Annotated in this window: 15 protein-coding genes; all 15 read right to left on the bottom strand. The window is 69.1% G+C overall.

What is annotated here, in order from left to right; all coding sequences use genetic code 11:
- Positions 1 to 52 precede the first annotated feature (52 nt).
- On the bottom strand, positions 53 to 1,954 hold the full coding sequence (locus tag C1746_RS17220) for a primosomal protein N' family DNA-binding protein (protein WP_116716000.1): 1,902 nt from the start codon (positions 1,952 to 1,954) through the stop codon (positions 53 to 55).
- 70 nt (positions 1,955 to 2,024) lie between these two features.
- Entirely contained in the window at positions 2,025 to 3,224 is a 1,200-nt protein-coding gene (gene metK / locus C1746_RS17215; RefSeq protein ID WP_116715999.1) for a methionine adenosyltransferase, read from the bottom strand.
- 120 nt (positions 3,225 to 3,344) lie between these two features.
- On the bottom strand, positions 3,345 to 4,571 hold the full coding sequence (gene coaBC, locus C1746_RS17210; RefSeq protein WP_116715998.1) for a bifunctional phosphopantothenoylcysteine decarboxylase/phosphopantothenate--cysteine ligase CoaBC: 1,227 nt from the start codon (positions 4,569 to 4,571) through the stop codon (positions 3,345 to 3,347).
- A 36-nt stretch (positions 4,572 to 4,607) separates the two neighbouring features.
- The gene (gene rpoZ / locus C1746_RS17205) at positions 4,608 to 4,934 is read right to left on the bottom strand and encodes a DNA-directed RNA polymerase subunit omega (protein ID WP_116715997.1); all 327 of its coding nucleotides are present in this window, start codon (positions 4,932 to 4,934) and stop codon (positions 4,608 to 4,610) included.
- The gene (gene gmk / locus C1746_RS17200; protein WP_116715996.1) at positions 4,921 to 5,511 is read right to left on the bottom strand and encodes a guanylate kinase; all 591 of its coding nucleotides are present in this window, start codon (positions 5,509 to 5,511) and stop codon (positions 4,921 to 4,923) included. The genes rpoZ and gmk overlap by 14 nt, the downstream gene beginning before the upstream one ends.
- The gene (gene mihF / locus C1746_RS17195) at positions 5,508 to 5,837 is read right to left on the bottom strand and encodes an integration host factor, actinobacterial type (RefSeq protein WP_116715995.1); all 330 of its coding nucleotides are present in this window, start codon (positions 5,835 to 5,837) and stop codon (positions 5,508 to 5,510) included. The genes gmk and mihF overlap by 4 nt, the downstream gene beginning before the upstream one ends.
- Before the next feature lie 130 nt (positions 5,838 to 5,967).
- Positions 5,968 to 6,642 (bottom strand): orotidine-5'-phosphate decarboxylase, encoded by a 675-nt coding sequence (gene pyrF / locus C1746_RS17190; protein WP_116715994.1) that lies wholly within the window; start codon positions 6,640 to 6,642, stop codon positions 5,968 to 5,970.
- A gap of 19 nt (positions 6,643 to 6,661) precedes the next feature.
- On the bottom strand, positions 6,662 to 8,527 hold the full coding sequence (locus tag C1746_RS17185; RefSeq protein WP_116715993.1) for a CHASE domain-containing protein: 1,866 nt from the start codon (positions 8,525 to 8,527) through the stop codon (positions 6,662 to 6,664).
- Positions 8,508 to 8,945: a response regulator gene (locus C1746_RS17180; protein ID WP_116715992.1), complete on the bottom strand. Its 438-nt coding sequence runs from the start codon at positions 8,943 to 8,945 to the stop codon at positions 8,508 to 8,510. Before C1746_RS17180 ends, C1746_RS17185 begins: the two co-directional genes overlap by 20 nt.
- A gap of 26 nt (positions 8,946 to 8,971) precedes the next feature.
- The gene (locus C1746_RS17175) at positions 8,972 to 9,916 is read right to left on the bottom strand and encodes a dihydroorotate dehydrogenase (RefSeq protein WP_205711960.1); all 945 of its coding nucleotides are present in this window, start codon (positions 9,914 to 9,916) and stop codon (positions 8,972 to 8,974) included.
- Positions 9,913 to 10,857 (bottom strand): dihydroorotate dehydrogenase electron transfer subunit, encoded by a 945-nt coding sequence (locus C1746_RS17170; RefSeq protein ID WP_116715991.1) that lies wholly within the window; start codon positions 10,855 to 10,857, stop codon positions 9,913 to 9,915. The genes C1746_RS17175 and C1746_RS17170 overlap by 4 nt, the downstream gene beginning before the upstream one ends.
- Before the next feature lie 64 nt (positions 10,858 to 10,921).
- On the bottom strand, positions 10,922 to 11,425 hold the full coding sequence (locus tag C1746_RS17165) for a hypothetical protein (RefSeq protein ID WP_116715990.1): 504 nt from the start codon (positions 11,423 to 11,425) through the stop codon (positions 10,922 to 10,924).
- Positions 11,426 to 11,427: 2 nt separating this feature from the next.
- Positions 11,428 to 11,805: a NucA/NucB deoxyribonuclease domain-containing protein gene (locus tag C1746_RS23235; RefSeq protein ID WP_162867887.1), complete on the bottom strand. Its 378-nt coding sequence runs from the start codon at positions 11,803 to 11,805 to the stop codon at positions 11,428 to 11,430.
- Positions 11,806 to 11,963: 158 nt separating this feature from the next.
- The gene (locus tag C1746_RS17155; RefSeq protein WP_116715988.1) at positions 11,964 to 12,980 is read right to left on the bottom strand and encodes a 2OG-Fe(II) oxygenase family protein; all 1,017 of its coding nucleotides are present in this window, start codon (positions 12,978 to 12,980) and stop codon (positions 11,964 to 11,966) included.
- Positions 12,981 to 13,026: 46 nt separating this feature from the next.
- The gene (carB, locus tag C1746_RS17150; protein WP_116715987.1) at positions 13,027 to 16,428 is read right to left on the bottom strand and encodes a carbamoyl-phosphate synthase large subunit; all 3,402 of its coding nucleotides are present in this window, start codon (positions 16,426 to 16,428) and stop codon (positions 13,027 to 13,029) included.
- Position 16,429: the final 1 nt, after the last annotated feature.

Here is a 16,429-nt window from a genome sequence, read left to right as displayed (position 1 = left end):
TCTTTCGGGTCGGGCGTCGGGTCGGGTCGGGCCTCGTCGGTCCCGGGTCGGCTCAGCTGCTCACCTGGACCGGGTCGACGTCGACCCTGATCCGGATGTCCTGCTGTGCCCACCGGGCTCGTAGGGGGTGGAGCGCCTTCAGCGTGGCACGCAGGTCGGCCGTCTTCAGCAAGGCCACTCCGGCCGGGTCGGGCCCCAGCACGGTACCCGGCACGACACCTCTGATCTCGGCTGCCTGCTGATCCGGCAGGGACACCAGGCGAATGAGCGAGCCGGCCGGAGGAAAGCCGAGGACCGCCCGACGGGGCGTCTCACCGTCCCAGAACCCGTCGCCGTCCTGGCGGACGACCGCCTGGATCGCTGGATGGTCGGGCTCCGCCGTCTGGATCCAGATGGCCCCAGCCAGCCGACTGGCGTCCAGCCACAGCCGGGCGGCGTCCTCTGCAGCCTCGACATCCGGACGGCCGATCAGCACATCAGGGTCGGCGATGACCAACAGGTCGGCCGGGTGGGGGTGCCCCCGCTCGTCGGTCAGCCAGCGCGGCCGGGCAACCACCGAACCGCGGGTCATGACGGCGATGGCCGGGGTGGACGTGGGTCCTGGCTGGTCGAAGCCCTCCATGTGGACCACCTCGGCCTGGGGATGGGTCTTCGCCAACTCGGCTGCCAGCCGCTTGGCACCTGCTCGCAGCGGAAAGGTCTCGCTCGCCCCGCAGTCGAGGCACCGCCGGGGTGGCCCGTCCCAGCCGCAACTCCCACATCCCCAGGCCGGCGGAGCAGCGTCACCGGCCCGCTCCGCGACGCCGGCGCCGCAGGTGGGACACTCGTGGCGGCTGCGGCATCGCACGCAGGCCAGTGAGGTACCGCTTCCCTTGGCTGCCGCCAGCACGATCACCCGACCAGCGTCAGCGACCACCCGGTCGATCTGGCGCGCCACTGGAGCGGTGATTCGTGAGCGGCGGGCAGTGGGTGGCAACTCACGGCGGTTGACGGCACGAACGGACGGGGCCGCCGCCCGCTCCGTCGTCCGGTCCGCCCGGATCAGCCTCAGGTGCCCACCGACGTGGTGTCGCCGGGCCTGGGCGGACAGCACCGATGAGGTCAGCACGGCAACCGCCCCACCGAGGCGCGCCCGCCCCAGCACGGCCTCACGGACGTGGTGACGCGGATTCCGCCGCTCCTTGTACGCCGGGTTGGCTTCATCAACCACCACCAGCAGCCCCGGATCTCGCAGCGGCAGGAGTGCGACGCTCCGCTCCCCCACCACAACCGAGATCTCACCCCGCCGCAAGCGGAGGAAGGCACGGTAGCGCTCTGCGTCGCCGTGCTCGCCACGGAGATCGACGCCAGCATCTCCAGCAGCGGCCACGACGTCGTCTGCGTCCCCGGGTGCCTCCGAGGGAACGACCACGACGGCCTGCCGACCGCCACGCACGCACCGGGTGACCAGGTCCGCGAGGGCCGGCCCCTCGCCGGTGATGGGCGACATCGGGGTTCGCAGATGGTGGGCGCTCCCATCCGGAGCGGTCACCGCACGGGCCAGGTCGGTTCCGCCGAGCCGCACCCAGTCGACCTCGGCGGCCGGTGCGACCTCCGGTGCAGCACCGATCTCCCCCCATCCGGCGGCTTCGGTCTCCACACGGACGACCCGGGTTGGCAGGGCGTGACGGATCACCCCGGACAGGGTCCCCGCGTAGCGATCGGCGATCCAGCGCCACACCTCGACGTCGGTGTCGTCGAACCAGACGGTGGGCCCCTCGACCCGGTCGATCGGCTTGATCCGGTCCGGGTCGGTGGCGGGTTCGTCGTGCAGGCCGATGACCCAGGCGGTCCGGGGTCGGCCGTTGAATGACACCCTGACGCGGGTTCCCACGTCGACTCGACCACCCTCGGACTCGGGGATCAGGTAGTCGAAGGGCCGGTCCAGGTGGGCCGGCCCGACATCGACGATCACGCGGGCGTAGCGACCCGCCTCATCGGTGTCCGCTGGGGTCAGCAGAAGATCCTCGTGTCCTGTCCCAGGACTAGGTCCCTGAGGCAGCGGCCAGCGCGTCCGCGCGGTCGGTGGACTCCCAGGGGAACTCCTCGCGACCGAAGTGACCGTAGGCGGCCGTGGGGGCGAATATCGGCTGGCGCAGACCCAGATCGCGGATGATCGCCGCCGGGCGCAGGTCGAAGACCTCACGGACACCGGTCAGGATCTTCTCGGGGTCCTGCTGCTCCGTTCCGAACGTCTCGAGCATGAGCGACACGGGGTGGGCCACGCCGATCGCGTAGGCCACCTGCAACTCCGCCCGCTCGGCCAGGCCCGCCGCCACGATGTTCTTCGCGACCCAGCGCGTCGCGTACGCGGCAGACCGATCGACCTTCGTCGAGTCCTTGCCGCTGAACGCGCCGCCACCGTGTCGGGCCATGCCGCCGTAGGTGTCCACGATGATCTTTCGGCCGGTCAGCCCCGCATCGGCCTGGGGGCCGCCGAGCTCGAATTTGCCTGACGGGTTGATCAGGATGTTCTCGCTGTCGAACGCAAGGTCGGCCGGCATGACCGGCAGGATCACCTTCTCCAGCAGTTCCGGCACCATCTCCGTGGCCAGGTCGACTCCCGGGTCGTGCTGCGTCGAGATGAGCACCCGGTCGATCGACACCGGCCGGTTGTCCTCGTAGGACACCGTCACCTGCGTCTTGCCATCGGGGCGCAGATAGCTGACCTCGCCGCTGTGGCGGACGGCCGCCAACTGACGGGCCATGCGGTGCGCCAGATCGATCGGCAGCGGCATCAACGAGTCGGTCTCGACCGTGGCGTAGCCGAACATCATCCCCTGGTCACCGGCACCGAGGGCGTTCATCTCGTCGTCGGTGGGGCCATCACCACGGCTCTCGAGCGCCTGATCGACGCCGCCGGCGATGTCGGGGGACTGCTCGTCGATGGCGACGACCACCCCGCAGGTGCGACCGTCGAAGCCCGCCTCGGCGGAGTCGTAGCCGATCTTCGAGACGGTCTCCCGGACGATCGTGTCGATGTTGACGAAGGCGCCGGTCCGGATCTCGCCGGCCACCACGACCAGGCCGGTGTTCACGAGGGTCTCACAGGCGACGCGCGCGTGCCAGGGATCCGGGTCGGCGTCGAGGACAGCGTCGAGGACGGCGTCGGAGATCTGATCAGCGACCTTGTCGGGGTGCCCTTCGGTCACCGACTCGGACGTGAATTGCCAGTGTCGTGTCATCTTCGTGAGTACCTGTTCTGGTTGTGCTCGGACGGGACGATCACCGTCTCGGCGTGGTGTTCCGGGCTCCCGATGCTCCCCTGGAAGCGTGTCCGCGACGTCAAACGGACCGATGGTGGCTCACGAGCGTAGCCGCGCGGCCGCCAGGTCCAACAGGACTCTGGCCACCTCCCGCTTGCCCGTCAGGGCAACCTCGTGGCGAAAGCCCTCCCGACCCAGGATCACGACGCGGTTCGTATCGGTGCCGAAGCCGGCGTCGGTGGCGCTCACATCGTTGATCGCGATCAGGTCGAGGTTCTTGCGGGCTAGCTTGTCGCGACCGTGGGCTTCGACGTCCTCGGTCTCCGCCGCGAACCCGACCAGGACGGCGTCGAGGTCGTCCCGGGTACCCAACTCGGCCAGGATGTCGGGGTTGGCGACCAACCGGACCACGGTCCCGCCCTCGCCAGCACCGAACGTGCCCTTTTTCAACTTCTGGTCGGCCACCTGGGCCGGTCTGAAGTCCGACACCGCGGCCGCCTTGACGATCACGTCGGCATCCGGCGCCGCGGAGGTGACGGCGGCGTGCATGTCGAGGGCCGACTCGACCGGTGTCAGCGTCACGCCGGCGGGGGCGTCGAGTGCGGTCGGCGCACTGACCAGCTCCACCTCCGCGCCCAACTCGGCGGCGACCGCGGCGACCGCGTATCCCATCTTGCCGGTTGAGCGATTGGACAGGTATCGGACCGGGTCCAGGCGCTCGCGGGTGCCCCCGGCGGTCACCAGGACCCGGCGACCGCTCAGCGGGTGTGGCTCGGCGATCGTGGGACGTCCCACGGCCCGGTGGACGGCGTCGAGGAGGACGTCCTCGTCCTCCAGACGTCCCGGGCCCTCGTCACCGCCGGCAAGGGCGCCGACCCCAGGCCCGGTGATGATGGTCCCCCGGCCTCGAAGGACGTCCACCGCGGCTTGGGTCGCCGGGTGAAGCCACATCTCGGTGTGCATGGCCGGCGCGACGATCGTGGGGACGGTCAGGCAGGTGAAGGTCGAGCTGACCAGGTCGTCGGCGATGCCCGCCGCGAACTTGGCGATCACGTTGGTGGTGGCCGGCGCGATGATGGCGACATCGGCCTGGCGCGCAACCTCGACGTGGACGATCCGGTGGACGTCGGTGAAGGTGTCGGCGTAGACCGGCCGGCCGGTGATGGCCGCGAACTGGTCAGGCTGGACGAACCTGGTCGCGCCGGCGGTCATGACGACCTGGACCTCGGCGCCCGCCTTGAGCAGCCCGCGGGCCAACGCGACGGCCTTGTAGCAGGCCACACCCCCGGAGACCCCGAGCAGGACGCGGACACCGGCCAGGGTCATGCGGTCTCCCAGCGGCGGATGGCCGGCAGGCGGGGCTCAGAGCTCGGTTGGCTCGCCGTCCTCGAGGATGGCGTCCTCGCCCTGGGGCAGCTCGGCGACCTCGGCCTCGGCGGCCTCAGCCTCCAACTGGGCGCGGATCTCCTCGCCACGCTGGACCACGATCTTGTCCTGCGCGATCTCTTCCATGGCGATCGACAGCGGCTTGTTGGAGTCGACCTGCTCGACCAGGGGCCGCACGTACTGTCCCATCCCGTCGCCCAGGGAGTGGTAGTAGTTGTTGATCTCCCGTGCACGCATCGCGGCGAAGTGCACCAGCGTGTACTTGGAGTCGACGCGGTCAAGAAGATCGTCAATCGTGGCCATAGCCGTCGAGTATACGAGCCAGTTCCGAGACTGCTTCGTCCAGCCGGTCGTTGGTCACCACGTGATCGAACCACGTGGCGGCGGCCATCTCCTGTCGACCGATGGACAGTCGGGCGGCAACGCTCGCGTCGTCCTCCGAACCGCGGCCGACCAGTCGCTGTTCGAGCACCTCCCACGAGGGTGGTGCCAGGAACACCAGCGTCGCGCCGAGATCCCCGACAGCGGTCTCCCGCTGCTTGATCTGCTCGGCTCCTTGGACGTCGATCTCGAGCACGACGGTTGCGCCCTCATCCACGGGTCCGGAGACCGAGGTCCAGGGGGTGCCGTAGCGGTTGCCGTTGAAGTCAGCCCACTCGACGAACTGGTCCTGATCGATCATCTGCTGGAACGCTTCGGGAGAGACGAAGTGGTAGTGGACTCCGTCCTGCTCGCCCGGTCGTGGGGGCCTGGTCGTGGCGGACACGCTGACCCGAACGTCGGGTCGCCGGCGTCGCAGCTCGGCGACCACCGTCCCTTTGCCGACCCCGCCGGGACCGCTGACGACCAGAACCCGACCCGGTGCCGGGGAGGCCGTCACCCCTGCAGATTGCGGGGGTCGAAGGCCTCCAGCAATCGGGCGCGCTGACGGTCTCCCAGGCCCCGCAGCCGACGCGACTCGGAGATGTCGAGGCGCTCCATCGTCCGACGTGCGGTCTTCTTCCCGATTCGAGGCATCGACTCGAGGACCGCGGACACCCGGGTCTTGCCGATGATCTCGTCCTCGTCGGCCTTCTTGATGACCTGCGCCAGCGTGAGTTCGCCATCCCGAAGTTGCTGCTTCACCGCCGCCCGGACCTTGCGTGCCTCGGCGGCCTTCTTCAGTGCCGCCCGACGGGCGTCGTCGCTCAACTCGGGTACTGACATATCCGTGCCTTTAGGCTGATCGAGGGTGCGTGGGCAGGCGGGAAGGGCCCGCATCCTAACCGCCGAGGTGTGGTGTTGGTCAAGGCCCAAGCGCTCGCGGATCCGGCCCGGAATCACGGGGCCTCGCAGGTCAGCGGCGCAGCGACGCGGTGATCGAGCGGGCGGCTGCCACGGGATCGGCCGCCTGCGTGATCGGCCGTCCCACGACGATGTGCGATGCCCCGCGTGCCATGGCGGCAGCCGGGGTGGCGGTGCGGGCCTGGTCGTCCGCAGCGGCGCCAGCCGGTCGGATGCCCGGGACCACGATCAGCGGCTCGGGGCCCACGGCAGCGCGAACGGCTTCGATCTCGCCAGCGGAGCAGACGATGCCTGCGGCCCCGGCCTCGACCGCGAGCGCCGCGAGCTGCGGGACCTGACGCTCAGCCGGCTGCTGTCCCACCGCCTGGATGTCGTCGGCGGCCAGGCTGGTCAGGACGGTGACGGCCAGGACGTCGACGTCGGGCGCTGACTGGGCGGCCGCCCGGACCATTGCGGCACCACCGCTGGCGTGAACCGTCACCATGGATGCCCCGAGACCGGCTGCGACACGGGCCGCGCCGGCAACCGTGTTCGGGATGTCGTGCAGCTTGAGGTCGGCGAACACGGGGGCGAGCTTGGCGACCTCGGTGATCAGTGAGGGGCCGTGTGCGACGAAGGCCTGCAATCCGACCTTGAGCAGTCCGGCTTCGGAGGCGAGCGCCTCGGCCCATCGGAGCACCTCCTCCCGGTCGTCGCTGTCCAGTGCCGGGATGAGTGGGTTGGTCACGAGCGTGGAGCGTACCGGCCTACTCGGCCCCGCCACCTGAGGCCCCGCCACCTGAGGTCTCGCCACCTGAGGTCTCGCCACCGGTGGGCTCGCCGTCCTGGGGGATCGTGGCGCTGATCATCGCCCCGCCGTCGATCCCGTCATCGATCCGCAGGGATCCGCCGTAGGAGTGGACCACGGCCTGGCAGATCGCGAGCCCGACTCCAGTCCCGTCGTAGGCGTCGCGTGAGTGCAGGCGGGTGAACGCCTCGAACACCTCGGCGCGGTGCTCCGGCTCGATCCCGATCCCGTTGTCGGCCACCGCCAGTCGCCAGGACCTGTCGTCGTGTGTAGCTGACACCCTGACGAGCAGTGGGCGATCCGGTCGGCGGAACTTGACGGCATTGCTGATCAGGTTCTGCACGAGCGGCCGGATCTGACGGGGGTCGGCGACAACACCAGCCACCTCGCCGACCTCGACGCGGCCGTCGATCTCGTCGAGCTCGGTCTGCAGCACCTCGAGCACCCGCTCGACCTCACCGGCGACGTCGACGACTTCCTCCCGCTTCACGTGCCTGACGGCTGCGAGCTCCAGCAGGTCGGTGATCAGCTCCTGCATCCGCGAGACGCCGCGCTTGATGTGGACCAGCGAGGTCTCCTCCGTCTCGGAGAGCTCGGTCGGGCCCAGGCGGTCCCGCAGGCTGGTCTCCAGGATGCCGAGGAACCCGCCGATCATGCGCAGTGGCTCCTTAAGATCGTGGGAGGCGACGTGGGCGAACCGGGTCAGGTCGGCGTTGGACTGCGTGAGGTTGGCGTTGCTCCGCTCGAGCCTGGTGTTGGCGTCAGCCAGCTCGGCCTCCGATGCGCGAAGCCCTGCGGTGGCCTCCTCAGCCATCGCGGTCGCCAGCTGCTCACGACGGCGGAGGCTGTGCAACAGCAGCGCCAGGGCGGCAGTGAGCAGGACGCCGGCGATCACTGAACCGACGGCCAGCGCGATCGGGGTGTCGAAGCCCTGGACGGCATCAACGCGGATGGCCCACTCACGGCCGAACACCTCCCGAACCAGCGTGGTCGTGTGGTCCGGGGTGCGGTCGTCGGCCAGGGTGGTCCCGACCAGGCCGCCACCGGCCGGGCCGCCACCAGCGGTGTCGGTGACGGTGACTGCCAGGTCCTGCTCGTTCTCGAAGGTCCCGACCAGCAGATCCGTGCCGCGGAAGATGATGGAGGTGAACGCGTCCGGGAGGCCCGCTTGCTCATCCCGCCAGACCGGCGCGTAGACGACGAGGCCTGCCTGGTCAGCGCTCTCCTGGACCAGGGTGATGGGCTCGGTCATGCTCGGCTCGCCCGTCCGGACAGCCCGGTCGGCTGCCTCCAGCGCGTCCGGGTTGGCCCGGATGTCGAACCCGATGGCCTCGGCGTTGGTCTCCCGCGGCTCGATGTAGCGGATCACCCAGCGGGTGTCCCCGATCGGCTCCTCGGGCCGGACGGCGAAGTTGTCCTGACCCAGCGTCCGGGTTGCGGCTTCGAAGGCCTCGACCCCGGACGGCTCCACGACGCTGACCACCGAGACGCCGCCGGCGGCCGGGAATCGCTCACCGACGCGCAACTGCGCCACGAAGGTGGAGAACTCGGCGGCGGACACCTCCTCGGACGCCAGAACGAGCCCGCGCACAGCCTCGGCCACGGCAACGCCCCGTTGGACCTCATCGATCAGCTGATCGACGGCCACCTCGGCGCTCAGGGTGAACTCGTCCTGTACCGCCGTCCGTGCCGCCTGCAGCAGCACAGAGGCCAGGGCCGCCGTGAGGACCAACCCGAGCACGACGGTGATCAGCTCCGACCTGGCCCACCTGACCGGGGACTGGTCGGTCGAACGGGCGGCCCCGTCAGGTGTCAGCAGAGACAACGCGGGTCAACCAGTAGACCACGGACTCCTGCAACAACTCCTCCAGACGAGTGAAGTCGAAGCCCTTGAGCAAGTAGGCATTGGCGTGGTTGGAGTAGGCCGCGACCACATCGTCGTCGGCATCCGACGAGGTCAACATGACCACGGGGATCCGCCGCAGGTCCGGGTCGTTCTTGAGCTCTTGGAGCACCGCGTGCCCGTCCACCCGGGGCAGATTGATATCCAGGAAGATCAGCCGCGGCCGCGGCGCGTCGGCGTACTCGCCACGTTGGTGGACGAAGTCGAGCGCTTCCCGGCCATCGCTGGCGACGTGCAGTCGACTGGCCACCGACGCCGACTTGAGTGCGCTGGTGACGACGAGGACGTCGCCCGGGTTGTCCTCGACCAGAAGCACGTTCGGCTGCGCGGCGTGGGTCACGTCGCCTACTGTACGTGTTGAGAGGCTTACAGCTTCAGACCTCCGGTCAACGCTCGGACGTGCTGGATGCCGCGCTCGGCGAGCCACTCGGGGAGTTGTTGGACGATCTCCAGCGTGGCCAGGGGGTTGGAGAACGTCGCGGTACCGATCCCGACGGCGCTGGCTCCGGCCAGCATGAACTCGACCACGTCCTCGACTGTCCGCGCGCCGCCCATGCCGATGATCGGCAGATCTGGCAGGACGGAGTGGATCTGGTGGACTGCGCGGATCGCGATCGGCTTGATGGCGGGCCCGGAGAGGCCCCCAGCTCCCGCTGCGAGCTTGGGTCGTCGGGTCTCGACGTCGATGGCCATGCCGAGCACGGTGTTGATCACGCTGACGCCGGCGGCACCCGCCTCCGCCGCCGCGTGGGCGACCCCCACGATGTCGGTGACGTCCGGGGAGAGCTTGGCGAGCACCGGCACCGTGGCCACGCGCATGATGCTCGAGAGGACCTCGTGCGTGGCACCCGGGTCGGTGGCCACGATCGTTGGCTCGCGGGCGTCGATCGGGGCGGAGATGTTGGCCTCGATGGCCACGATCCCGTCGAGACCCCGCAGCTTCTCCGCCAGCACGCGATACTCGTGGGTGGACTCACCCGTGATCGAGGCGATGATCGCCACGCCGTTGCGCACCAGCCAGGGGTAGTCCACTCGGAGCCAGTGCTCCAGGCCCGGGTTCTGCTGGCCGATCGCGTTCAGCATGCCGCTGGCGGTCTCTGCCATGCGCGGTGTCGGCAGTCCGGCTCGGGGCTCCATCGTGATCGACTTGACCGCCACGGCGCCCAGCTGGTTGACGTCGAAGAACTGGTTGATCTCCTGGCCCGAGGCGAACGTGCCGCTGGCGCTGACGATCGGGTTGGCGAGGACCAGATCGCCGATCTGCACCCGCAGGTCGACGTTCTGGGCCCGGATGGCTCCCGTGCGGGTCACGGCAGCGCATCGGGGTCGGGGGCGGCCCACTCCGGATGTTCGGGGACATCCATGACGGGCAGGGCGCCGATGGCGTCCCAGCGCACCTTGGCGCCGTTGAACACCGGCCCCTCGACGCAGCCCCGCAGGTTGTACAGCTGGCCCTTCCGCTCGACGGGCAGGACACAGGTCTGGCAGACCCCGGTGCCGCAGGCCATGGCCTCCTCCGTCGCCACCCGCACGGGGACGTTGTGGGAGGTGGCCAGCAGGCTGACCTCGCGCAGGACGTGCATCGGACCGCTGGCGTAGACCAGCCCGGTCCGTCCGCTCTCCAGCATGCGGACCATGACGTCGGTGACCTTGCCCTCCTCCCCCAGTGACCCGTCCTCGGTCGTGAAGACCGTCGTCGCCGACAGTCGCTTGGCCTCGATGGCGTTGAAGATGTCATCGGCGGTCTTCGCACCGATGATCATGTCGGCCCGGAGGCCCTTGGTCTGCAGGACGCCTGCCAGGTAGAGCAGCGTGGCGGTGCCGTAGCCCGCCCCGACGAGCAGCGAGGTGACGTGCTGCTGCGGGATCGGGAAGGGGGTGCCGAGTGGACCCACGAGGTCGACCAGGTCGTGCTTCGCCCGCGTGGTCAGCCACCGGGTCCCCTCGCCCTGTTCGGTGAAGATGATCTCGACCGTGCCGGCCCAGGGGCCGTGTCGGGACACCTGGTAGATGGAGAACGGGCGGCGCAGCACCGTGTGCTTGCCCTCCACGCCGATGGAGACGAACTGCCCGGGCTTGGCTCGATCGGCCATCTCGGGGCTGACGAAGGTCAGGGAGTGGTACCGCCCGATCTTGCGGTACTGCAGCACTTCGCACTGCTCGCGCAGCGGGCCGTGATCGCGACCTTGGAAGGCAGGACCCTGTCCCCGTGCGGTCCGGGTGGCACCGGTCCGGGTGATGAAGCTGCTCATGTGACTGCGACAGCCTAACGCGGTTTCGGACCAGCCCTCCGGCGGCGGAGGAGGCGGTGCACAGCTACATCATCCCGACGTACCGTTCAGGTAATGGCCAGTCAAAGATGTACTCACCCCGGGGATCCCACACGACCAGTCGCTCCTCCAGCAACTCGCTGTAGTGCCCCAACATCGTCGCAAGGTCTGGCCAACGTGGGTTCTCCCACGTCTCCTGCCCGTCATATCGCTGGAGGCGGACCGTGCCGTCCGGCGCCACCGCGACGGTCACAAGGCCCTGGGACAAGATCATGACACTGCCGACCGGATGGCGGGAGAGGAACGTCTCATTGACCGAGTCATTGGCCATGAAGTCGGCCGAGTAGCACTCCAATCCGAGTAAGTCGGCCGTGGTGCCGTTGTGCCACTCGAACCACCTCGCGGCATCAGGGTGGTACGGACCGACGATGCGCAGACGGTCACGTACATCATCCGGCGGCAGCGGCGGCTTCAGCCCCTGCAACACCAACGGATGATGCGCACGCAGCGCCCGTGTGAGCCGACCGATGGCCTCATCGAGATCAGACACGCTCAGAGGCTCCTAGGAGGGTTATCACAGACCGACACGCCTCCGGTCGGCGAGCCGCCGAAGCATCCCGTCCGCAGATCGGTCGTGGTGACGGTGCTCGGCAGGGGAACGACCAGGAACGGCTGGTCTTGCTGGATACCGCACGCAGTGTAGAAGCTGTTCAGATTGCTGCCTTCCCTGCGGTTCTCCACCCTATCGATGAGTTGGATGTTGGGATACAGCCCAGTGCTGTTACTACCCACGGCACCTCCCTCAGCTGTTGATGCGTGCGGAAACTCGTCACACTCAAGACCCGCTGGGGTTGCTGTCCCGGCTGGAATACAGGGCGTTTCACTGACAACGCACGGGGGCGGAATGCTTGCGGCGGCCGTTTGCCACATCTGCCACCACGCAGCCCGGTGCCCGGGCTGCCGATACCACTCTCGTGGACCCCGTGGAAACTCGCGGTGAAGCCGCTCACTTTTTCGCGCGACGATCCCACCCATCAAGTCGACTCACGCAGATCGCCAGGTGAGAGAAGTCGCTCGCCAACGCACGATCAAGCCGTCGCAGAACGCTTCACGTCGTCGCCGTACAGGAACGACAGCAGGACGAACCGCTCCCCGGCCGTGACGGGGAGCACCTCGTGCAGGAGGGAGCCGGAGAAGACGAGGGCGCCGCCGGCCGGGGGACGGTAGCGCTGGTCGCCGTACTCGGGGAAGCGCACCTCGCCACCCTCGTAGGCGTCGTTCAGGTTGAGGCTGAGCGCGAACCGCCGGTGGAGCGTGGCGGGGCTCAGGTTGTCGCGGTGGGCGCTGAAGAAGCCATCGGAGTCGGCGTGGTAGTTGCCGACCTTGAACCCCTCGAAGCGGGTGGCGCGGTAGGCGAAGGCACGCCGCACTTCCGGCATGACGGCCTTGCCGACGATCTGGGCGATGACGTTGGTGGTGCCCTGGTCCTGGATGATCAGGTCGCGTCGGCGCTTGCGCTTGGCGTTGATGACGTCGGCGCGGGTCTCCTCTTCCGTCATCTCGACGCCGGTCTCGGCGGCGCCGCCCGTTGACCACAGGTCGATGAGCCACCGGCAGCGGGCCGACGTCAGGACGTTGGGGATCAGGAGCACGGGAGCCTGCGCGGCCACGATCTGGCGGTCGGCGGTCGAGACTTTGGAGATGAGGCTGGCGACGGCCGCACGGAGGCCGGTGTCGGCGAACGTCTCCGCCGGCTGGATCGGGTCGTCGGGCACCTGCTCGGGCCGAAGTGCCCCCAGACACCGCAGAGCCGGGTCGAGCACGATCACGTCGCCTGGCTGCGCACCGTACTGGCCGGCGACCTTGCCGCCCGCGTCGACCAGGTCCAGAGTCGGCGCAGGTTCGATCGGGTCGTCATCGCCGGGACGGTCCGACAGCCGGTGGATCGACAACCGCTCGCGGCCGAAGAGCAGGATGAGCGGTTCGCCCCCTGCGGCCCCGTAGAACCGTGTCGGTCGCCCCTGGCCGACGACCGGCAGGACGAAGTCAGGGGCCCGCAGTCCGGATTCGAGCAGCGGGGCTGGCCCGGGGTGCGGCTCAGACATCAGCGACCTCCTGGTGAGAAGCGATCTTGTGGCCGATCCGAGTGTGTCAGGCCAGGTTGGTGTGGTGCTCCTGCAAGGGTGCGACGCCGCCGCCGTCCGCCTGCAGCGCCTCGATCCCCTGGATGGCGGCGAGGATGCCCGGCAGGGTCGTCACGCACGGCACGCCGTGGGAGACCGCCGCCGTGCGGATCTCGTAGCCGTCCGCGCGGGCGCCGATGCCGGTCGGCGTGTTGAGGATCAGGTCGACGCGACCGTCGTTGATCAGGTCGACGACGGACTCGCCGCCGTCGGAGTACTTGCCGATCACGGTGGTGCGGACGCCAGCACGGCTCAGCGTCTCGGCGGTCCCGACCGTCGCGATCACCTCGAACCCGAGTTCTGCCAGCCGCTTGATCGGGAAGATCATGGCCCGCTTGTCCCTGGTCGCGAGTGAGCAGAACACGGTGCCCTTGGCGGGCAGCACCATGGACCCCGTCCCCGCCTGGGACTTCGCGAAGGCGATGCCGAAGTTGTGGTCGATGCCCATGACCTCTCCCGTCGAGCGCATCTCGGGGCCGAGTCGCGTGTCGACGCCGGGGAACCGATTGAACGGCAACACGGCCTCCTTCACGGCGTTGTACGGCAGCGGGGTGCCCTCGACCGCGTCAGGCCCGAGGTCCATGTCCGCCAACATCTCGCCGGCCATGACCCGGGCCGCCACCTTGGCCAGTGGGACGCTGGTGACCTTGGAGATGAACGGGACGGTCCGGCTGGCCCTCGGGTTCGCCTCGATGACCACGATCTCGGAGTCGCGGACGGCGAACTGGATGTTGATCAGTCCCCGGGTGCCGAGGGCGGCGGCGATATCCCGCGTGTGGTCGCGCAACTGGCGTTGCTGAGCCATGCCGAGGGTGAAGGGCGGCACCACGCAGGCGGAGTCGCCGGAGTGGATCCCTGCCTCCTCGATGTGCTCCATGATCCCGCCGACGAAGACATCGGTGCCGTCGTAGACCGCGTCGACGTCGACCTCGACGGCGTTCTCGAAGAACCGGTCGACCAGGACGTCACCCTCGCCGGCGTTGGCGTCCAACCACTCGCGCATCTGATCGGCGGTGTAGACGATCTCCATGGCCCGGCCGCCGAGGACGTAGGAGGGGCGGACCAGGACCGGGAACCCGATCTGGTCGGCGATCGACAGCGCGTCGTCCACGCTGCGGGCGATGTCGCCGGGGGGTTGGGCGATCCCGAGCTGGTCCAGGATGGCGTTGAAGCGGCCCCGGTCCTCGGCCAGGTCGATCGCGGCCGGCTTGGTGCCCATGATCGGGACACCGGCCGCCTCCAGCTCGTGGGCAAGCTTGAGCGGCGTCTGGCCGCCGAACTGCACGAGCGCTCCGGCGATCCCCGGAAATTGGTCACGATCGGGGGCTGACCCACGCATATGGGGGTCAGGCCCCGATCGTGTCGAATTCGGGGTGGAGGAGACCGGCCCCGAGTAGGCCACCACGCCCTCCACGTGGGCGACCTCCAGAACGTCCTCCAGCGTCAGCGGCTCGAAGTACAGCCGGTCGGCGGTGTCATAGTCCGTCGAGACGGTCTCCGGGTTGCAGTTGACCATCACCGCCTCGTAGCCCACGTCCTGCATGCTGAAGACCGCGTGGACGCAGGCGTAGTCGAACTCGATGCCCTGCCCGATCCGGTTCGGCCCCGACCCGAGGATCATCGCCCGCTTCCGGTCCGTCGGGACGACCTCGTTCTCCTCCTCGTAGGTGGAGTAGTAGTACGGCGTCGTGGCCGCGAACTCCGCCGCACAGGTGTCGACCGTCTTGTAGACGGGCCGCAGCCCGATGGTGTGCCGCCGCTGGCGCACCTCCGCCTCCGTCGTGCCCGTAACCTGGGCGATAAGGGCGTCGGAGAACCCCATCCGCTTGGCCGCCCGCAGCATGGCGGAGGGGACGTTGGCCAGCAGCTCGCACCCGCGCAGCGCTCGGCGCAGCTCCACGATCTGCAGCATCTGATCCACGAACCACGGGTCGTACCCACTCAGCCGAGCCACCTCGCCCGGCGCCCAGCCCCGCGTCAGCGCGGCGTCGACGTCGTGGATCCGGTGGGCGGTGGGCCGGGCCACGGCGCGAGCCAGCTCGTCGTGGTCCAACGTGCTGACTCGACCGCCGGCCTCTCCCCCACGGCCGGTCAGCCCGATCGTGCCGTTCTCGAGGCTCCGCAGTGCCTTGTTCAGCGACTCCTTGAAGGTGCGCCCGATGGCCATGACCTCCCCGACGGACTTCATCTGGGTGCCCAGTTCGACGTCGGCCCCCGGGAACTTCTCGAAGGCCCACCGGGGGATCTTGGTGACCACGTAGTCGATGGACGGCTCGAAGGCGGCCAGCGTCGACCCGGTGATGTCGTTCGGGATCTCGTCCAGGGTGTAGCCCACCGCGAGCAACGCCGCGATCTTGGCGATCGGGAAGCCGGTGGCCTTCGACGCGAGGGCGGACGAACGACTGACCCGCGGGTTCATCTCGATGACGACCATGCGGCCGTCCTCGGGATTGACCGCGAACTGGACGTTGGACCCGCCGGTGGCCACGCCGACCTTGCGGAGCACGGCGAACGCGGCCTCGCGCATGACCTGGTACTCAGCGTCGGACAGGGTCTGGGAGGGCGCGACGGTGATCGAGTCGCCCGTGTGCACCCCCATCGGGTCGAGGTTCTCGATGGTGCAGATGACGACGCAGTTGTCCTTGCTGTCGCGCATCACCTCGAGCTCGTACTCCTTCCAGCCGAGCAGCGACTCGTCGATCTGGACCTCCCCGATCGGGCTTGCCTCCAGCCCCTCGGCGACCATCCGCTTGAACTGCTCGGGGTCCCGGGCGACCCCGGATCCCGCTCCACCCAGTGTGTAGGAGGCACGGACCAGCACCGGGAAGCCGAACTCCTCGGCCAGGGCACGGGCCTGCTCCATGGCCGCCGGGATCTGGGTGAGATCGTGGTCGCGGCCGATCGAGACCCGCCCGGCTCGGGCCTGCTCCAGCCCGATCTCGGTCATCGCCTGGTTGAAGGCCCGGCGGTCCTCGGCGAGGTCGATGGATTCGAGGCCCGCCCCGACCAGCTCGATGTCGTAGCGCTCGAGCGTGCCCTGCTTGGCCAGGTCCACCGCTGCGTTCAGGCCGGTCTGGCCGCCCAGCGTCGGGAGGACCACGAGCTTCTCGTCGGGGCGCTCGCGCCGCTCCTTGGCGATGACCTTCTCCACGAACCCGGGCGTGAGCGGCTCGATGTAGGTGGCGTCGGCGAACTCCGGGTCGGTCATGATCGTCGCCGGGTTGGAGTTGACCAGGACCACGCGATACCCCTCGGCGCGCAGGACCTTGCACGCTTGGGCGCCGGAGTAGTCGAACTCGCAGGCCTGGCCGATGACGATCGGGCCCGACCCGAGGATCAGGATGCTGTCGATGTCGTCGCGTCTGGGCATG

Source organism: Euzebya tangerina (assembly GCF_003074135.1).
Classification (GTDB): Bacteria; Actinomycetota; Nitriliruptoria; order Euzebyales; family Euzebyaceae; genus Euzebya; species Euzebya tangerina.
This window is presented reverse-complemented; position numbering and strand designations above follow the sequence as displayed.